We start from the raw sequence: 13910 nt of genomic DNA, 5'->3' as shown, positions 1-13910 counted from the left end.
GTTAAGCAAGAGTCTCAGTATTCGGCTTCATCCTTCGAGACGGCGCTACGCGCCTCCTCAGGATGAGGTCCGGGACCCTCATGGTGAGGAGCGCGGCAGCGCCGCGCGTCTCGAACCACGAGGCCCCGGTCTCTCTTCGCATCAATCCTTCGGACGCAGCTTCTCGACTTCAGCGTCGCTCGGCAGATAGTCCGAACCTTTCTTGTAGACGGAGTCCACCATCACGCCCTTGCCGTCCTTCAACGCGGTCTTGCCGACATAGGCGCCGAGTGTCGACTGGTGGTCGATCTTGCGGAAGGTGATCTCGCCGAGCGGCGACGGCATCGACAGCCCTTCCGCCGCGGCAATCAGCTTCTCCGGATCGGTGGAGCCGGCCTTCGCCAGGATCGCCGCCGCCGACTTGATAGTCTGGTAGCCGACGATCGAGCCGAGGCGCGGATAGTCGTTATACTTGGCCTGATACGCCTTCAGGAACGCGTCATGCTCGGGCGTCTTGATCGAGTACCAGGGATAGCCGGTGACGATCCAACCCTCGGGTGTCTCCTCCTTGAGCGGGTCGAGATATTCGGGCTCGCCGGTCAGGAACGAGACGACCTCGCGTCCCTTGAACAGGCCGCGGGTGTTGCCTTCACGCACGAGCTTCACAAGATCGGCGCCGAAGGTGACGTTGAGGATCGCTTCGGGATTGGCCGCGGCAACCGCCTGCACCACCGGACCCGCATCGATCTTGCCCTGCGGCGGCCACTGCTCGTCGACCCACTGAATGTCGGACCGCTTCTCCGACATCAGCTTCTTGAACACCGCGACCGCCGACTGGCCGTATTCGTAGTTCGGTGCGATCGTCGCCCAGCGCTTGGCCGGCAGCTTGCTGGCTGCTTCCACCAGCATTGCCGCCTGCATGTAGTTGGAGGGACGCAGGCGGAAGGTGTACTTGTTGCCCTTGGACCAGGTCACGGCGTCCGTCAGCGGCTCGGCTGCCAGGAAAAACACTTTCTTCTGGTTGGCGAAGTCGCTGACGGCGAGACCGATGTTCGACAGGAACGTACCCGTCAGCATCGCCACGCCTTCACTCGAGACCAGTTCGTTCGCCGCGGTCTGCGCATCCGCCGGCTTGCCGCCATCGTCCTTGGAAATGACGACGAGCTTCTTGCCGTTGATGCCGCCGGCCGCGTTGATCTCCTCGACCGCGAGCTGCCAGCCCTTGCGATAGGGCTCGGTGAACGCCGGCAACAGCGAGTAGCTGTTGATCTCGCCGATCTTGATCTCCTGCGCCAGGGCCGAATGAGTAATGCCGCCCGCCAGAAGCGCAAAAGCCGCGCCGACGAAATAGTTTCTTGTTCGCATCCCAACCTCCAGTTTTGAACTGATTATTTCAGGCCGTCTTCGCCCTTGATCTCCGCAACCGTCAGCCCGCCGACGCGCGGCAGCGGACGGCCGCTGTCGGTGACGGCGACCGCGACCATGATCTCGTTGGCGCGCGGCGCGTCGTTGATCTGCACTTCCATGCCGTCGAAATGACTGCGCACGAAGGCGGCATCCTTGTGCCCAAGGGGAATGTCGAGTGTCGTGCCGGGACCGCTGCGCTTCTTCGACGACGGGATCAGCGCCGCGCCCTTGCTGAGAACTTTCCGCACCGGCGCGCCCATCTTCGGATGAAGGATGGCGGCCGCATGTTCCAGCTCGCCGTTCTCGCCGACGGCTGCGGCCTTACCATAGCTCTGCGCCTTCGCGCCATCGATGCCGAGCGCAGCCACCGCGCGCTTCGACAGCAGCTCACCAAGCTCCTCGCCGATCGCGATCAGCGGCGAGAGATCCTCGACGTATTTTCCGGCAAAGGGATTTTCGATCACGGCGATGGCCGCCGCACGCCGCGTCGGCGGCGAGACCTGGCGGCCCATCTCCATCTGCGTCTCTTCGACAACGGTGACGATCTTGCGGATGATCGCGCTCATGATTGTTTCCTTAAGGCTCTTCCCTGCTCAGGCATGAACCGCGTTCTCCAGCGTGAGCGGGCGCGATCGTTGCCGTTCAGTATCTTTTGCTCCGATGACAAGCATATCACCACAAAGCTGCAACACGGCACCCTCGATCAATCCGCGATCGAACAATTTCCGTGCACATTCCGCGCCAGATTCCAGGGCTGCCGCGATCTCCTCTTGCGACAATTCACCGACCGCGCGAGTGACGAGACGTGCGCCGAGATCGTTTTCGGGCTGAAGCTCGCTCGCAGGCTTTCGGACGATGGCGGGATGCCCGGGCAGATCGACGGCGTTGGCGATGACCGTCGCCGCCGCATCCGCCTGCGATGCGGTTACTGCCAGCACCGTCACCGCGTCGGCGATGCCGAGCGAGAAGCTGCGGCCGTGGCGCCCGCTGGTCGCAACGCCGCGCACGGGGTCATCCGCATCGACCCTCATCGTCCGCATCACGCCGTCGCGGTCGGGCCGATCCATCAGGCCAATCGAAAAATGCTCACCCCGCCCGAGATGCAGCGCAATGTCCCCGCCATTATTGACGTAAGCCTGATCAAGCGTCGCAGCGTCCAGCATCGCGCCCAGAATCTCCTCCGCCACGCTGCCTGCCACGGCAGCCATTGGCGTGATGAAGCAATCGGCGGCATAGGGCGCGACAGCGGCGTGCATGCGACGAGCTACAACACCCTTCAGCGAAGTCCGCGCCACCGCGGCCGTCCGCAATTCCGCCAGCTCCGTGCAGAGTTCGTCGAGCAGCCCGGTGAAACGGCGCGCCGCCGCTTCATACGCAGCCCGCACGTCGTCCGCGCGCCCCTTCGCCTCGACGATCAGGTCAATCGGTCCATCCTGCAAATGCAGCCGCCGGCCATCAGACAGCAATGCGATTTGCGGGAGCCTCGTCATGCCCGGGGCCCCGGAATCGGGTTCTGCCAGGGCAATTGGCGGACATCGTCGCCACCCCGCACCTCGGACAGCGGCTTCACATAATCCATGTGGCCGCCGAGCGCGGCGTAGTCGGACAGTTTCATCGTGAATTCGATCGGCGCGACCAGCGCGGGCGTCGGCACGTAGCCGAACGCTCCTGAAGGCATCTGCGTCACGTCGACCATGTAGGTGATGCCGCCGCCCGGCCAGACATAAACCGGCGCACCGCCGCTGGTGACGCGTGTCAGCGCGTCCTTGACCGAGCGCGTCAGCCGCACCGGATTGTCGGTCACGCCCGCGCGCAGCGAACCGCCGGCGCCGGCCATGAACAGCACAGTGCACAGCGCCGGCTCGCAGTTCTCCTGGATGCGCTCCACCGAGAATTTGAGGTCATCAGGCATCTCGGTCTCGACCGGCTTCAGGGCCTCGTCGAGCACGTAATAGGACGAATGCTCACCGGTCGTGGAGACCATCAGCATCGAGAGACCGGCCCTGGCCTCCTTGGCGTCGAACGGCCCGAGGATCGCCAGCGGATCGGAAATGTTGGTCCCGCCCCAGCCCGTGCCGGGATCGGCGACCTGGAAATAGCGGCCGGGCGTCGAGCGGCGCCCTTTCATCTTGATGCCGGTGTCGGCGATGTCGAGCAGCTTGCCGGCCTGGTGCTCGCTGAGCACGCCGGTGATGTGGTCGTCGACCACGACGACCTCGTCGACCTTGCCGTGCCACTGCTTTGCGAACATGCCGATCGTCGCCGAGCCGCAGCCGACGCGCATGCGCTCTTCCTTCATGCCATTGACGATCGGCGGCTGGCCAGCCTGCACCACCACGCTCGCGCCGCCGTCGATGGTGAGCTCGACCGCCTTGCAATTGGCGAGGTCCATCAGCGTGTCGCAGGTGACGCGACCTTCCTTCTTCGAGCCGCCGGTGAGATGATGCACGCCGCCGAGCGACAGCATCTGCGAGCCGTATTCGCTGGTGGTGACATGGCCGACCGCCTCACCCTGCGCCCGGACAGTCGCGGTTTCCGGGCCGAGATAGCGGTCGGTGTCGATCTTCACCTTGATGCCGCAATAGGAGAAGATGCCCTCGGTAACGACGGTCACCATGTCGACGCCGTCGACTTCCGCGGAGACGATGAACGGCGCCGGCTTGTAATCGGGATAGGTCGTGCCCGCACCGATCGCGGTCACGAAGGTCGAGGGTTCATGGACGATCGTGCCGTCCCAATCTTCGGTGCGGCTGAACGGGACGAGCTTGCCGCCATGAGAGACTGTACGCTCCAGGATCACATGGGGATCGACGCGGACGAGCTTGCCGTCGTGATTGGCATAGCGGTCGCAGGCGCCCGCCGCGCCCGGCTTGATGTAGCACATCACCGGACAGGCATCGCAGCGGATCTTGTCGATGGCGGCGCTCGTCGTTTCCATGTGCAAGCCAGCGGAGGTTGCGATTATCATTCGTATACGAACGATGTTGCGCGCGGTCCTCAAGCCTGTCAAGCGGCGATGCGGCGCAAAAGATGCGCCTGCCGCATAAAACCTCATTTGCCTATCCGCTTTGTGCACAAAGCGGGCAGTCACGCTGCAGTGCGGAATGCGCGGCTTGCACGTTTGTGTACAAACGGTATCGTCGCGACGCAGAATTTTACACGGGCTTGGGAACGAGGATGACGCAGACACCGATCCGCATCACCGTGAACGGAGGGATCCACGACGTCATGGCGGCACGCGAAACGCCGCTGCTCTACGTGCTGCGCAACGATCTCGCGCTCAACGGGCCGAAATATGGTTGCGGCCTCGGCGAATGCGGCACCTGCACTGTCCTGATCGACGGCGCCGCGGCACGCTCTTGCGTCATCCCGATCGGCGGCTGCGCAGGACGCGACATCGTCACGCTCGAAGGGCTCGGCACGCGCGACAAGCCCGATGCCGTGCAACAGGCATTCATCGACGAGCAGGCCGCGCAATGCGGCTATTGCCTCAACGGCATGATCATGACCACCAAGGCACTGCTTGCGATCAATCCGCGGCCGACCGAACAGGAGGCGCTGGCGGCGCTGCGCTACAATCTCTGCCGATGCGGCACGCATGTCGAAATCCTGCGCGCCGTGATGCGCGCATCTGGCCAGCTTGCCGAGGCCGCGGACTGATGGCCTCCCCTGTTTCGAACCGAGCTGAGCGGCAAGCAGGTTCGCTCGTCGTCGTCCGCACCTTGGACGAGATCACATCCGAGACCTTCGTGCGGATCACCGCGGACGGTTCGGTCACGGCCTATAACGGCCATGTCGATCTCGGCACCGGCATCCGCACCGCGCTTGGCCAGATCGTCGCCGAGGAGCTGGACGTGTCCTTTGCGCGCGTCGTCGTCGTGCTCGGCGATACCGCCATGGTGCCGAACCAGGGCGCGACGATCGCCAGCGAAACCATCCAGATCACCGCCGTTCCCCTGCGCAAGGCCGCAGCGCAGGCGCGACAGTTTTTGATCGCGCGCGCGGCGGAGCGGCTGGAGCTGCCGGCGGCCGACCTCAGGATCGACGACGGTCTCGTGCGCGGCCACGACAATCGCAGCGTCAGCTATGGCGAATTGATCGGCGGCGAGACCATCCGCCTCGAGCTTGCCGACGACGTCGCGGTCAAGCCCGTCGGCGATTACGCCATCGTCGGCCAGTCCATGCCGCGCGTCGACCTGCCCGCCAAGGCCACGGGCGAGCTGACCTTCGTGCACGACATCCGCGTGCCCGGCATGCTGCACGGCCGCGTGGTGCGTCCGCCCTATGCCGGCGTCGATGCCGGCCCGTTCGTCGGCACCAGCCTGATCGCCGTTGACGAATCCTCGGTGCGGGACATTCCGGGCCTCGTTGCCGTCGTACGCATCGGCGATTTCGTCGGCGTGGTTGCCGAGCGCGAGGAGAACGCGATCCGTGCGGCGGAGCAGCTCGCGGTGAGCTGGAAGCCGACGCCTGATCTGACCGATCTCGCCGACGTCGAGACTGCATTGCGCGCCAATCCGTCGACGCCGCGCACGCTGATCGACAAGGGCGACGTCGATGCGGCAATCGCCGGCGCAGCCAAGCCGATGCAGCGTACTTACGTCTGGCCGTATCAGATGCATGCCTCGATCGGCCCGTCCTGCGCGGTCGCCGACGTCCGGGACGGTAACATCCGCGTCTGGTCGGGCACGCAGAACCCGCATTTGCTGCGCCGAGACCTGTCGCTGCTGATCGAGCGTCCCGAGAGCGAGATCGAGGTCATCAGGCTGGAGGCCGCCGGCTGCTACGGCCGCAACTGCGCCGACGATGTCACCGCGGACGCGCTGTTGCTCTCGCGCGCGGTCGGCCGGCCTGTGCGGGTGCAGTTGACGCGGGAGCAGGAGCACGCCTGGGAACCGAAGGGCACCGCGCAGCTCATCGACGTCAATGGTGGCCTGAACGCCGACGGCGGCGTTGCCGGTTACGATCTCGCCACGCGCTACCCCTCGAACGCGGCGCCCACGCTGGCACTGTTGCTGACGGGGCGGATCTCACCGGAGCCCGAGGTGCTCCAGATGGGCGACCGCACCGCGATCCCGCCTTACGATTACGACCACATGCGCGTCGTCGCCCACGACATGGCGCCGATCGTGCGCGCGTCCTGGTTTCGCGGCGTCTCGGCGCTGCCGAACACCTTTGCGCATGAATCCTTTATTGACGAGGCCGCGACCGAGGCTGGCGTCGATCCGATCGAATACCGCCTGCGCTATCTCAGGGATCAGCGCGCCGTGGATCTCGTCAACGCGGTGGCAGAACGCGCGGGCTGGACGCCACGGCCGGTGCGCGAGGAGAAAGACGGCGACATCGTGCACGGGCGCGGCTTTGCCTATGCGCTCTATGTCCACAGCAAGTTTCCGGGCTATGGCGCAGCGTGGTCCGCCTGGATAGCTGACGTCGCCGTGAACAAGACCACCGGCGACGTCAGCGTCACGCGCGTGGTCGCAGGCCAGGATTCCGGCCTGATGATCAACCCGGACGGCGTGCGCCACCAGATTCACGGCAACGTCATCCAGTCCACCAGCCGCGCGCTGATGGAGGAGGTCTCTTTCGAGCGCGGCGCCGTGGCGGCGCGGGAATGGGGCGCCTATCCGATCATCCCCTTCCCCGATGTGCCCAAGATCGACGTCCTGTTGCTGCCGCGCTCCGACCAGCCGCCGCTCGGCGTCGGCGAATCCGCGTCTGTGCCGAGCGCAGCCGCGATCGCCAACGCCATCTTCGATGCCACCGGCGTGCGCTTTCGCGAGCCGCCGTTTACGCCGGAGCGCATCCTGAGGGGCTTGCAGGCCGACACAATCGCCGCGCCGCAAGCCCTGCCGGCACCCGCCACCGCGTCTCCCTCGCGCGCTTGGCAGAATCCTTTCGCGAAGCGCAGCGGCATCTTCGCGACGATTGCAACCATCTGCACCGCCGCGATCGGCATCGGCGCAGCGCTGCTGCCGGGACGCGCCATCGCGCCGATCGCGCGGCCTGATGCGTCGGTCTATTCCGCGGCGACGATCGCCCGCGGCCAGCAATTGGCGGCGCTCGGCAATTGCGCGGAGTGCCACACCACGATCGGCGGCGCGCTCAACGTCGGCGGCCGCGCGCTTCAGACGCCATTCGGCACGATCTACAGCACCAATATCACGCCCGACGTCGAGACCGGCATCGGCACCTGGTCCTATCCCGCCTTCGAGCGCGCGATGCGCGACGGGCTGCATCGCGACGGACGTCAGCTCTATCCCGCCTTCCCCTACACGCACTTTGCCAAGACCAGCGACGCCGACATGCAGGCGCTCTATGCCTACCTGATGGCGCAGCCTGCGGTGCGCGCGACTCAGCCTGCGAATACGCTCGCTTTCCCGTTCAATCTCCGCCCGCTGCTCGCCGGCTGGAACGCGCTGTTTCATCAGACGCGCGAGTTCAAGCCTGATCCTGCCAGATCCGAGGTTTGGAATCGCGGCGCCTATCTCGTCGAGAGCCTCGGCCATTGCAGCGCCTGCCATTCGCCGCGCAATGCGTTCGGCGCCGAGCAGCGCGAAGCCTATCTCGCCGGCGGCTTTGCCGAGGGCTGGGAGGCGCCGCCACTGACCTCACTCTCGCATGCGCCGATCCCATGGAGTGAGGACGATCTTTTCGCCTATTTGCGCACCGGCCACTCGCGATACCATGGCGTCGCCGCCGGGCCGATGGCGCCAATCGTCAGGGACCTCGCGGCTCTGCCCGACGAGGACATCCGCGCGATGGCCGTCTATCTCCGCTCGTTCAACGATATCGCGACCGCGACGCCAACGCAGGACGCACTCGCCGCCAGGCTCGAAGCTTCAACGCAAGTCACGGTCGCTTCCTCCACAGGAGCGCGGCTCTATCAGGGCGCCTGCGCCGTCTGCCACGAGGTCGGCGGGCTGCCGCTGTTCGGCAGCCGCCCCTCGCTCGCGCTCAACAGCAATCTGCACAGCGCGACATCGGACAATCTCGTGCAAGTCGTCCTGCACGGCATCGCCGAGCCGGTGTCGAGCGATCTCGGCTACATGCCGGCATTCAAGAACAGCATGAGCGATGCCCAGGTCGGGGAGCTCGTCACCTTCCTGCGCAAGCAGTTCGCCCCCGACAAGCCGGCGTGGAGCGGCGTGCGTGAGACGATCGCCCGCGTGCGCAATTCACCCCACTAAGCGTGCTTCTTCGCCTCCACCGGCGGCGTGCCGTGGGTGTGGAAGGACTCGATCGTCTTCAGGCCCCACGCCTGCCCCTTCTTGCGTTCCTCTTCCGTCCACACGATCGGCTTCCAGTCCGGCGCAAGGATGAGGCGCGCGCCGGCATTGGCGACTTCGACGCGGTTGCCGCCGGGTTCGTAGACATAGAGGAAGAAGGTCTGCTGGATCGCGTGCTTGTGCGGACCGGTCTCGATGTGGATGCCGTTCTCCAGGAAGATGTCGGCGGCGCGCAAAATCTCTTCGCGGCTGTCGAGCGCGTAGGTGACGTGATGGAAGCGGCCGGGCGTGCCGGAATGGTCGAGCGAATAGGCGAAGTCATAGCTCTTGTTCGACATGGTGAGCCACATCGCAGCTTCGCGCCCATCGTTGAGGACGATCTGCTCGGTGAGGCGGCAGCCGAGATAATTCTCGAAAAACTCGCGGTTCGCCTTGATGTCGGTGGCGAGGCAGTTGAGATGGTCGAGGCGGCGGACATTGACGCCGCGCGCGGGGAACCGCTGCGCCTGGTTCTTCAGTGCAGGCTTCAGCTCAGGCGGCGCCTGATACCATTCGGTCTCATAATAGAGCTCGACGATGTGTCCATCAGGGTCGCGGCAGCGGAAGGTCGGCCCCTGCCCCATGTCGCCGTCGATCCAGCCGAGGTCGAAGCCGGAGCCCTTCAGCGCGGCGACGCGGCGCTCCAGCGCCTGCTGGCTGCGCGCGCGTAGCGCCATGTGCTCCATGCCTGATGTCTTCGACGCCGTGAGCTTGAGCGAATAGCGCTCGTAATCGTCCCAGCCGCGCAGATAGACCGACTCGCCCTTTTGTCCGCTGACGGTCATGCCCAACACGTCGACGAAGAATTTCAGGCTCTCGTCCGGCTTGGGTGTCAGCAGCTCCATGTGGCCGAGATGAGCGAGATCGAGGATCGGTTCGGGCTGCATGGTTTCCTCCAAGGCAAGGCTGCGATCCCCGTCACCGGATCGCGCAATCGGACACGGAGCGCAACGACAATGCACACGCACGCATCCCGGCGACACCGGCCACCTACTCATTTGTACTAATGTACAAATGATTAGGCCCCGTCAACAAATCAAACCCTCCGTTCCGCCGTCCGGTGCCTTCCGGTTTGCCCCGCGTGGAAGCCCCGCCGGCTGGCCGAATGGTAAAATCTTCCTTAAGGGCATTTCGGCCAGTCGGCCGAGAAAAGCAGCATTTTCCGGCCGTTTCCGGCCACAAGTATGCACCGGGAACAAATTAACCAGCCGAATTGTCGCGGATTTAACGAAGCACCCGCCTCTGCCGTTTAACCGTTTGTGCAGCGACGGCCGGGCATAGTCCGGGGCAAAGCCCTTGCTCCTGCCAGGTACATTCATCGTGACAGCCTTTGGACGCGTGATTTCGGTTCGCGGATCGCTCGCCCGGGTCGGGCTTCTGGCGGAAAGCCAGATGCCGGTCTCGGAAGTTCGGGCCACCGTCGGCCGGTTCGTCAGCATCCGCTGCGCCAGTTCGATCATCGTCGCCATGATCACCGAGGTGTCCTGCGAGAACCTCTCGAGCAGCGACAATTTGATCGCGATCGCCTCGGTCGATTTGCTCGGCGAAATCCTCAATGCCGCCGGCAAGGCCAAATTCCAGCGCGGCGTCACCAACTATCCGACCATCGGTGACTCGGTCGACCTGATCACGAGCCAGGAGCTGCGTACGATCTACGCGCCGACCGGCTCCGACCAGATCAACGTCGGCTTCCTCCAGCAGGATAGCTCCGTCGTCGCCTATGTCGACATCGAGGAAATGCTCTCCAAGCATTTCGCGGTGCTGGGATCGACCGGCGTCGGCAAATCCACCGGCGTGTCGCTGCTGCTCAACGAGATCCTGAAAGCGCGGCCAAACCTGCGTATCTTCCTGCTCGACGTGCACAACGAATATGGCCGCTGCTTCGGCGACCGCGCGCTGGTGCTCAACCCGCGCAACCTGAAACTGCCGTTCTGGCTGTTTAATTTCGAGGAAATCGTCGACGTGCTGTTCGGCGGCCGCGCCGGCGTGCCCGAAGAGCTCGACGTGCTCGCCGAGGTGATCCCGATCGCCAAGGGCATCTACACGCAATATCAGAACGCCGACCGCCTCGGCCTCAAGCGCATCGATCCCAAGCAGATCGGCTTCACCGTCGACACGCCGGTTCCCTACCGCCTGGTCGATTTGATCTCGCTGATCGACGAGCGCATGGGCAAGCTCGAAAACCGCTCCTCGCGCATCATCTATCACAAGCTGATCTCCCGCATCGAGGCGGTCCGCAACGACCCGCGCTACGCCTTCATGTTCGACAACGCCAATGTCGGCGGTGACACCATGGCCGAGGTGATCAGCCATCTGTTCCGCCTGCCGGCCAACGGCAAGCCGATGACGGTGATGCAGCTCGCCGGCTTCCCGGCCGAGGTCATCGACTCCGTCGTCTCGGTGCTCTGCCGCATGGCCTTCGACTTCGGCCTGTGGAGCGACGGCGTTTCGCCGATGCTGTTCGTCTGCGAAGAGGCCCATCGCTACGCCTCCGCCGATCGCAATGTTGGCTTCGGGCCGACCCGCAAGGCGGTGTCGCGCATCGCCAAGGAAGGCCGCAAATACGGCGTCTATCTCGGCCTCATCACGCAACGCCCGGCCGAGCTCGACGCCACCATCATCTCACAGTGCAACACGCTGTTCACGATGCGTCTTGCCAACGAACGCGACCAGGCGCTGCTGCGCGCCGCGGTGTCGGATGCGGCCGCGAACCTGCTCTCGTTCGTCCCCTCGCTCGGCACCCGCGAGGTGCTGGCGTTCGGCGAAGGCGTCGCACTGCCGACGCGACTGCGCTTCAAGGAAGTGCCGCCGCATCAGTTGCCGCGCGGCGAAGCCACCATCAGCAGCGTGCCCTCCGTGACCTCCGGTCACGACATGCATTTCGTCGGCGCCGTGCTCGAGCGCTGGCGCGGCGCCACCTCGCAGCGCGACGTCCCGAACGACCCGGTGTTCTCGGCACCGCCGGCAAAGACGCTCTCCAACGTCGAGGCCCCGATGTTGCAACCGTCCTTGGGACTGGACCCGGACCGCTTCTCCCTGCTGAAGAAGCCGCTGCGGTAGCGCGCCAGTTCCACAGCTACTTGCTGAGCGGCGGGTCCGGACACGCGGGACAGTCCGAACCGGGTGAGACCGACCGTGTCGTTGCCCCGGGGCCGGTCGCCTTTGCCTTCATGGACCTTCGAAAGTGCTTGTGTCCCAGATCAAAGAGGTCGGGGCGCACACCGAGCTTGTGCCCTTCCTTGTCACACTTGGCCAGAAAGGCCTCCAGCGTTTCAGCCCTCTTCAACGCCTCGAAATACTCATAGATGCCCCTAACAGGCAATCGCCTCGTCGTCTTACGCGCTGGATTTGCCATTTCGACTTCTCCAATTCCACAGTATGCGGAGGTAAACAAAGACGCGATTTAGCGTCGCTCAATTTCCTATGCGTCCGACACCCGTCCCGAAGCGTGTCAACGCGCTCTGCGTATTGAAATCCTTCTGCTTGTCGAGCGCAGCCGAAGCGGCGACCTTCGCGCTTGCCTTGCCCGGCGCGAGGATGCGTCCGAACTCGTCAAATTGTGGCAATCCCGATTTGTCAGGCGACAAGCTGATCAGAATGATGATGGTATGCAGGTCCTGCCTGGTATTGTCGATGTTCAGGCTGGCACTCGACGGCACCCATTTCCCGATGATGGGATCAGCCGTCGTCGAAGGATCAAAATTTCCAATAGACTTGGTGGTGAATGTGAGTGTGTCCGCCATTTGTGCGGTCGTGAACTCCTTGTCGGGGCCAGCAAGGTTTTCCCACGAATTTGCGATGAGAAATGAATTGACCAGAGAGTTGATCCTCAGCAGGCCAGCCGCAGGAAATACGTAGTTCTCGGTCCGCGGCGCGCGATTGCAGGCCCTTTCGGGCATGAGCCGGGCAAGGCTGTCGAAGGTGTCGAAAGCCCTGAAATGCCGCGACACCTCACGCGTGCGATCATTCGATGCAACCAGACCGGCCGCATTGGTGCTCCCGGAATATTGACGCAACAGAGTGAGGTTCACCCCGGCCACGTTTTTCTCGGTGGTGTCGATGGTAAAGTCGTAGCTGATGGAGGTGTCCTTGTAGAACGTGAATGGCCCTCTCAACTCCGGCGTGAAGCGATCCCATTTGAGACTATGGAAATTCTCGGTGTTGCCCGTCAGCCAAGCCAGAAGCTCCTGCTTGTTCATTCGCTCATAGAGGATCGGGCTTTTTGCCGCTTCTATGTTTTGAAGAATGACATTGCGGACCGCATCACGAGCCTGGCAGCGGATTACGGCCGCTATTTCCTCGCTCTTGTACGGCATGACGTCTTCCGGCAACGGATAGATCGAGCATCCGCTCGAAAGAGCCGCAAAGGCCAATGCCGCAATCCCGGCCAATCGTCGCATGGCGTCGCCCCCAACACCGAAATGAATTATCCCAATATCTTCAACCCTAGGACGCCTTGAAAAAACAATCAACCGCGACGATGAGGAATGCGAGACGGTGTGAGCGGCCGGGCCTCGATCGTGTCCACGAAACCCACCGCGGCTGCGCGGCTTTTTCGATCGTCGTGTCGGCTCAGGACCATGGCCAAGCGTAGGGGCACGTTGAGCGCCGCGCCCACATCAACTATGCTTGCCGCCCGATCCGAAAAAAAACAAGCCCATGAAAAAGCCAGCCGTGCAACGCTTCGCCGCCCCCGCCCTCGACACGCTCCCCGACGACATCCGCACACGTCTCCTCGCTGTGCAGGAGAAGAGCGGCTTCGTGCCGAACGTGTTCTTGACGCTCGCCTATCGCCCGGACGAGTTCCGCGCCTTCTTCGCCTATCACGACGCGCTGATGGAGAAGGACGGCGGCCTGACCAAGGCTGAGCGCGAGATGATCGTGGTCGCGACGTCGGCGGCCAATCAATGCCAGTATTGCGTGATCGCGCACGGCGCGATCCTGCGCATCCGCGCCAAGAACCCGCTGATCGCCGACCAGATCGCTACGAACTATCGCAAGGCCGACATCACGCCGCGGCAGAAGGCGATGCTGGATTTCGCGATGAAGGTCTCGACCGATGCGCAGCGCATCTCGGAAGAGGATTTCGCCAAACTTGCCCCGCACGGTTTCAGCGACGACGATATCTGGGACATCGCCGCGATCTCCGCCTTCTTCGCATTGTCGAACCGGCTGGCGAATTTCACCGGCATGCGCCCGAACGACGAGTTTTATTTGATGGGACGATTGCCGAAGACGTGACCAAACGCCCGGTGA

The 13910-nt window shown here is 63.9% G+C and carries 10 protein-coding genes; 4 read left to right on the top strand and 6 right to left on the bottom strand.

Features of this window, described 5'->3' with window-relative positions; genetic code table 11:
• Positions 1–141 precede the first annotated feature (141 nt).
• Genes IVB31_RS04030 through IVB31_RS04015 form a run of 4 tightly spaced genes read right to left on the bottom strand, consistent with a single transcriptional unit; the run spans position 142 to position 4330 of the window.
• The gene (locus tag IVB31_RS04030) at positions 142–1344 is read right to left on the bottom strand and encodes an ABC transporter substrate-binding protein (protein WP_247318776.1); all 1203 of its coding nucleotides are present in this window, start codon (positions 1342–1344) and stop codon (positions 142–144) included.
• A gap of 23 nt (positions 1345–1367) precedes the next feature.
• Positions 1368–1952, bottom strand: a complete 585-nt coding sequence (locus IVB31_RS04025) for an amino acid synthesis family protein (RefSeq protein WP_195798716.1) — start codon at positions 1950–1952, stop codon at positions 1368–1370.
• Between the two features lie 27 nt (positions 1953–1979).
• On the bottom strand, positions 1980–2876 hold the full coding sequence (locus IVB31_RS04020; RefSeq protein WP_247318773.1) for a UPF0280 family protein: 897 nt from the start codon (positions 2874–2876) through the stop codon (positions 1980–1982).
• Complete coding sequence (locus tag IVB31_RS04015) at positions 2873–4330, bottom strand: 6-hydroxynicotinate reductase (protein ID WP_247319421.1); 1458 nt, start codon at positions 4328–4330, stop codon at positions 2873–2875. Before IVB31_RS04015 ends, IVB31_RS04020 begins: the two co-directional genes overlap by 4 nt.
• 233 nt (positions 4331–4563) lie before the next feature.
• On the opposite strand from IVB31_RS04015, the gene IVB31_RS04010 reads away from it, so the two are divergent.
• The gene (locus IVB31_RS04010; RefSeq protein ID WP_247318770.1) at positions 4564–5046 is read left to right on the top strand and encodes a (2Fe-2S)-binding protein; all 483 of its coding nucleotides are present in this window, start codon (positions 4564–4566) and stop codon (positions 5044–5046) included.
• Positions 5046–8576: a molybdopterin cofactor-binding domain-containing protein gene (locus IVB31_RS04005; protein WP_247318769.1), complete on the top strand. Its 3531-nt coding sequence runs from the start codon at positions 5046–5048 to the stop codon at positions 8574–8576. The genes IVB31_RS04010 and IVB31_RS04005 overlap by 1 nt, the downstream gene beginning before the upstream one ends.
• On the opposite strand, the gene IVB31_RS04000 is transcribed toward IVB31_RS04005, so the two are convergent.
• Positions 8573–9541: a catechol 2,3-dioxygenase gene (locus IVB31_RS04000; protein ID WP_247318767.1), complete on the bottom strand. Its 969-nt coding sequence runs from the start codon at positions 9539–9541 to the stop codon at positions 8573–8575. The genes IVB31_RS04005 and IVB31_RS04000 overlap by 4 nt on opposite strands.
• A gap of 433 nt (positions 9542–9974) precedes the next feature.
• On the opposite strand from IVB31_RS04000, the gene IVB31_RS03995 reads away from it, so the two are divergent.
• Positions 9975–11714: a DUF87 domain-containing protein gene (locus IVB31_RS03995; protein ID WP_247318765.1), complete on the top strand. Its 1740-nt coding sequence runs from the start codon at positions 9975–9977 to the stop codon at positions 11712–11714.
• Positions 11715–12067: 353 nt separating this feature from the next.
• On the opposite strand, the gene IVB31_RS03990 is transcribed toward IVB31_RS03995, so the two are convergent.
• Positions 12068–13054 carry a hypothetical protein gene (locus IVB31_RS03990; RefSeq protein WP_247318763.1) on the bottom strand — a complete coding sequence of 329 codons (987 nt, stop codon included), beginning with the start codon at positions 13052–13054 and terminating at the stop codon, positions 12068–12070.
• 259 nt (positions 13055–13313) lie between these two features.
• On the opposite strand from IVB31_RS03990, the gene IVB31_RS03985 reads away from it, so the two are divergent.
• Positions 13314–13895, top strand: coding sequence for a peroxidase-related enzyme (locus IVB31_RS03985; protein WP_247318761.1), 582 nt, complete (start codon positions 13314–13316; stop codon positions 13893–13895).
• The last annotated feature ends 15 nt before the right edge of the window (positions 13896–13910 follow it).

The sequence above is a fragment of the Bradyrhizobium sp. 21 genome, from assembly GCF_023073335.1.
GTDB lineage: Bacteria > Pseudomonadota > Alphaproteobacteria > Rhizobiales > Xanthobacteraceae > Bradyrhizobium.
This window is presented reverse-complemented; position numbering and strand designations above follow the sequence as displayed.

What these genes read in the sequence shown, in the direction of transcription:
- IVB31_RS04030 (WP_247318776.1), bottom strand. Translation starts at nt 1,344, where the DNA reads ATGCGAACAAGAAACTATTTCGTCGGCGCGGCTTTTGCGCTTCTGGCG.
- IVB31_RS04025 (WP_195798716.1), bottom strand. Translation starts at nt 1,952, where the DNA reads ATGAGCGCGATCATCCGCAAGATCGTCACCGTTGTCGAAGAGACGCAG.
- IVB31_RS04020 (WP_247318773.1), bottom strand. Translation starts at nt 2,876, where the DNA reads ATGACGAGGCTCCCGCAAATCGCATTGCTGTCTGATGGCCGGCGGCTG.
- IVB31_RS04010 (WP_247318770.1), top strand. Translation starts at nt 4,564, where the DNA reads ATGACGCAGACACCGATCCGCATCACCGTGAACGGAGGGATCCACGAC.
- IVB31_RS04005 (WP_247318769.1), top strand. Translation starts at nt 5,046, where the DNA reads ATGGCCTCCCCTGTTTCGAACCGAGCTGAGCGGCAAGCAGGTTCGCTC.
- IVB31_RS04000 (WP_247318767.1), bottom strand. Translation starts at nt 9,541, where the DNA reads ATGCAGCCCGAACCGATCCTCGATCTCGCTCATCTCGGCCACATGGAG.
- IVB31_RS03990 (WP_247318763.1), bottom strand. Translation starts at nt 13,054, where the DNA reads ATGCGACGATTGGCCGGGATTGCGGCATTGGCCTTTGCGGCTCTTTCG.
- IVB31_RS03985 (WP_247318761.1), top strand. Translation starts at nt 13,314, where the DNA reads ATGAAAAAGCCAGCCGTGCAACGCTTCGCCGCCCCCGCCCTCGACACG.